The organism is Clavibacter lycopersici (assembly GCF_003576405.1).
GTDB lineage: Bacteria > Actinomycetota > Actinomycetes > Actinomycetales > Microbacteriaceae > Clavibacter > Clavibacter lycopersici.
The window spans coordinates 1-3,942 of record NZ_QWGT01000250.1; the positions used below are offsets into that span (position 1 = coordinate 1).

A 3,942-nucleotide genomic window follows, 5' to 3' on the forward strand; every position below is an offset into this window, starting at 1 on the left:
CGGGGGCGAGATCCCCGCCCACGGCGCGGTGGCGGTGTCCGGCGGCACGAGCACGCCGACGGGCTCGCCCGGGGATCCGGTCGCCGGCCCCTCGAGGCGCGCGAGGCGGTCGAGGAGCGCGCGGATGGGCACGACGCTGTCGACGGGCGACTGCGTCTCGGCGGCGAAGGTGCGGAGGCCGAGCACGGTGGGCGACCGGTCGAGGAGGCCGGCGGGCTGCAGCACCGAGGTGTAGACGGCGAGGACGCCGCCGGATCCGATGAGGCGCACGGCCCCGTCGTCGACGCGGGCGGAGCGCCCGAGGAAGGTCTGCAGATCGCCGAGGGCGAGGGCGTCCCGGAGGGCGAAGGAGGGCGTCATGGCGTGTCTAAGCTACTGGATGCGCCCGTGCGATCCGCCGGGCGCCCGGCTGCCCGAAGCCGGCTCGCCAGGCGGAGGACCCATGACCGACCACGCATCCGACATCCCGGACGACGGCCCGCTCGCCGGCCTCCTCACCGCGCTCGACCTCACCGACACGGGCGCCCGCACGAGCGAGGACATCTCCACGGGCCCGTCCCAGTGGATGCCCATGGGCCGCGTCTTCGGCGGCCAGGTGCTCGCGCAGTCCCTCGTCGCGGCCATGCGCACCACGGACGCCGACCGCCGCCCGCACAGCATGCACGGCTACTTCCTCCGCCCCGGCGACGTCACGAAGCCCATCACCTTCTCGGTCGACCGGATCCACGACGGCCGCTCGTTCTCGACCCGCCGCACGCAGGCGTACCAGGACGGCCGCCCGATCCTCTCGATGATCGCCTCGTTCCAGGACGCGGACGAGGGCCTCGAGCACCAGGCGCCCATGCCCGAGGGCATCCCCGAGCCGGAGTCGCTGCCGAGCGCGCGCGACGTGCTGTCCCGCATCGACCACCCCGTCGCCGCGCACTGGGCCAACGACCGCCCGTTCGACATGCGCCACGTCGAGCAGCCGGTCTACTTCGGTGCCGCGCCCGACCGCGTCGCGCACCAGGCCGTGTGGATCCGCGCGATCGGGCGCCTCCCTGACGACCCCGCCGTGCACCTCGCCTCCCTCGCCTACGCGAGCGACTACTCGATCCTCGAGTCCATCTACCGCAGGCACGGGCTGTCGTGGGCGACCCCCGGCATCAAGGCCGCGAGCCTCGACCACGCCATGTGGTTCCACCGCTTCGGCCGCGCGGACGAGTGGATGCTCTACGTGCAGGAGTCGACCAGCGCCCAGGGCGGCCGCGGCCTGTCGCTCGGCCGCATCTACTCGCGCGACGGGATCCTGCTCGCGAGCGTGGCGCAGGAGGGCATGGTCCGCGTGCCGCTGGCGGACCGCGGCTGATCGACCTGCTCGGCGGGTCGCTCAGCTGCGTCGGCTGAAGGCCACGGGCTCCTCGACGTAGTCCGCCCATGCGGCGCGCTCGTCCTCGGTGATCCGGCGGGGCCTCCCGGTCCCGGAGTCGACGAGCACGATGGTGGTCGACGCGCGGGCGTACAGCGCCGCGGGCTCCACGCCGACGGGCGTCCGCACCTCGTAGCAGGCCTCGAGGCTGGATCCGCCGAGCCGCCCGAGCCACACCTGCACGTCGAGCGGCCGCCTGCCGTAGGAGATGGGCAGCAGGTACTCGATCTCCTGCCGGGCGATCATCGTCATGGTGGCGGCACCCGCCGTCGCGTCGATGAGCGCCATCCCGGGGTCCACGCCGTCCCCGTCGTCGTCGCCCCGCCAGAATGCGCGGACGCGCGCCTCCTCCAGGAGCCGCAGGACCTCCACGTTGTTCACGTGGTCGTAGGCGTCGAGGTCGGCCCACCTGAGGTGGACCGGGACGTGGACCCGGGTCACGCGATCAGTCCCGCGTGAGCTTGCGGTACGCGGAGCGGTGCGGCTTCGCGGCGTCCGGGCCCAGGCGCTCGATCTTGTTCTGCTCGTACGACTCGAAGTTGCCCTCGAACCAGTACCAGTTCGCCGGATCCTCCTCCGTGCCCTCGTAGGACAGGATGTGCGTCGCGATCCGATCGAGGAACCACCGGTCGTGGGTGATGACCACGGCGCAGCCGGGGAACTCGAGGAGCGCGTTCTCGAGGCTGCCGAGCGTCTCGACGTCCAGGTCGTTGGTGGGCTCGTCGAGCAGGAGGAGGTTGCCGCCCTGCTTGAGGGTGAGCGCGAGGTTCAGGCGGTTGCGCTCTCCGCCGGAGAGGATGCCGGCCTTCTTCTGCTGGTCCGGTCCCTTGAACCCGAAGGTCGAGACGTAGGCGCGCGCGGGCACCTCCTGCTTGCCGACCTGGATGTAGTCCTGGCCGTCGGAGACGACCTCGAACAGCGACTTCTCGGGGTCGATGCCGCCGCGGCTCTGGTCGACGTAGGAGATGTCGACGGTGTCGCCCACCTTCAGCTCGCCCGAGTCGAGCGGCTCGAAGCCGACGATGGTCTTGAACAGCGTGGTCTTGCCGACGCCGTTCGGGCCGATGACGCCGACGATGCCGTTGCGGGGCAGCGTGAACGAGAGGTCGTCGATGAGGACCCGCTCGCCGAACTGCTTGTGCAGCTTCTTCGCGTCGATGACCTGCGAGCCGAGCCGCGGGCCCACCGGGATCTGGATCTCCTCGAAGTCCAGCTTCCTCGTGCGCTCCGCCTCGGTCACCATCTCCTCGTAGCGCGCCAGGCGCGCCTTCGACTTCGCCTGGCGGCCCTTGGCGTTGCTGCGGACCCAGTCGAGCTCCTCGGCGAGGCGCTTGGAGAGCTTCGCGTCCTTCTTGCCCTGGACGCTGAGGCGCTCCTGCTTCTTCTCGAGGTAGGTGGAGTAGTTGCCCTCGTAGGGGTAGAGGCGCCCGCGGTCGACCTCGGCGATCCACTCGGCCACGTGGTCGAGGAAGTACCGGTCGTGGGTCACGGCGAGGACGGCGCCGGGGTACTTGGAAAGGTGCTGCTCGAGCCAGAGCACGCTCTCGGCGTCGAGGTGGTTGGTGGGCTCGTCGAGGAGCAGCAGGTCGGGCTTCTGCAGCAGCAGCTTGCAGAGCGCGACGCGGCGCTTCTCGCCTCCGGAGAGGTTCGCGACCGAGGCGTCCCCCGGCGGCGTGCGCAGCGCGTCCATCGCCTGCTCGAGCTGCGAGTCGAGCTCCCAGCCGTCGGCGGCGTCGATGGCCTCCTGCAGGGTGCCCATCTCGGCGAGCAGGGTGTCGAAGTCGGCGTCGGGCTCGGCCATGGCCGCGGCGATCTCGTTGTAGCGGTCGACCTGCGCCTTGAGCGGGCCGACGCCCTCCTGGACGTTCTCGAGGACGGACTTCGACTCGTCGAGCTCGGGCTCCTGCATGAGGATGCCGACCGAGTAGCCGGGCGACAGCTTCGCCTCGCCGTTGCTGGGGGTGTCGAGGCCCGCCATGATCTTCAGGATCGTCGACTTGCCCGCGCCGTTCGGCCCGACGACGCCGATCTTGGCGCCGGGGATGAACGACATGGTGACGTCGTCGAGGATCAGCTTGTCGCCGACCGACTTCCGGGCGCGGACCATCGAGTAGATGTATTCAGCCATGCCAGCGAGTCTATTCAGTGCCGCAGGTGCCGGACGCCGCACGCGCTGGCGTCGGCGGCCTGCTCACCAGTCGATCGCGCGCGTCTGGCCGATGAGGCAGCGGCCCGAGGCGAGGGTCGGCTCGACGTGGGCGCTGAAGCCGTCCTGCGCCCGCTGCCCGATGAGGCAGCCGTCGTCGAGCCGCACCGAGACGAGGATCGAGTCGACCGAGTTGCCGAGGGGCGTCGCGTCGGCGGTGACCTCCATGCGGTCCTTCGGGAAGCCGGCGGCGACGAGGGCGTCGACGAGGGCACGGCCCTGCGCGTTGGGGTCCGCGGCGACGACCCCGCCCGCCGTCGCCTCGAAGGCGGGCAGGTTGCCCTCGGCCGTGCCGCTGGGATCGACCGGCGCGACGGTGGGCGCGGCG

At 71.4% G+C, this 3,942-nt stretch carries 5 protein-coding genes; 1 reads left to right on the forward strand and 4 read right to left on the reverse strand.

Features of this window, described 5'->3' with window-relative positions; genetic code table 11:
* A partial coding sequence (locus tag DZG00_RS13230) for a DUF8010 domain-containing protein (RefSeq protein WP_511172841.1) occupies window positions 1-360 on the reverse strand: 360 nt, incomplete at its 3' end.
* 82 nt (window positions 361-442) lie between these two features.
* On the opposite strand from DZG00_RS13230, the gene DZG00_RS13235 reads away from it, so the two are divergent.
* Complete coding sequence (locus tag DZG00_RS13235; protein WP_119383179.1) at window positions 443-1,348, forward strand: acyl-CoA thioesterase; 906 nt, start codon at window positions 443-445, stop codon at window positions 1,346-1,348.
* A 21-nt stretch (window positions 1,349-1,369) separates the two neighbouring features.
* On the opposite strand, the gene DZG00_RS13240 is transcribed toward DZG00_RS13235, so the two are convergent.
* From DZG00_RS13240 to DZG00_RS13250, 3 genes are all read right to left on the reverse strand, one after another.
* A complete protein-coding gene (locus DZG00_RS13240; RefSeq protein WP_119455712.1) occupies window positions 1,370-1,849 on the reverse strand; it encodes an acyl-CoA thioesterase in 480 nt (159 codons plus the stop codon).
* 4 nt (window positions 1,850-1,853) lie between these two features.
* Entirely contained in the window at window positions 1,854-3,536 is a 1,683-nt protein-coding gene (ettA, locus tag DZG00_RS13245) for an energy-dependent translational throttle protein EttA (protein WP_119383116.1), read from the reverse strand.
* A gap of 63 nt (window positions 3,537-3,599) precedes the next feature.
* On the reverse strand, window positions 3,600-3,942 hold a 343-nt coding region (locus tag DZG00_RS13250; RefSeq protein WP_119455713.1), incomplete at its 5' end, for a DUF6993 domain-containing protein.

Excerpts from the sequence above, each read along its gene's own strand:
- DZG00_RS13235 (WP_119383179.1), top strand. The coding sequence starts at position 443 with ATGACCGACCACGCATCCGACATCCCGGACGACGGCCCGCTCGCCGGC.
- ettA (WP_119383116.1), bottom strand. The coding sequence starts at position 3,536 with ATGGCTGAATACATCTACTCGATGGTCCGCGCCCGGAAGTCGGTCGGC.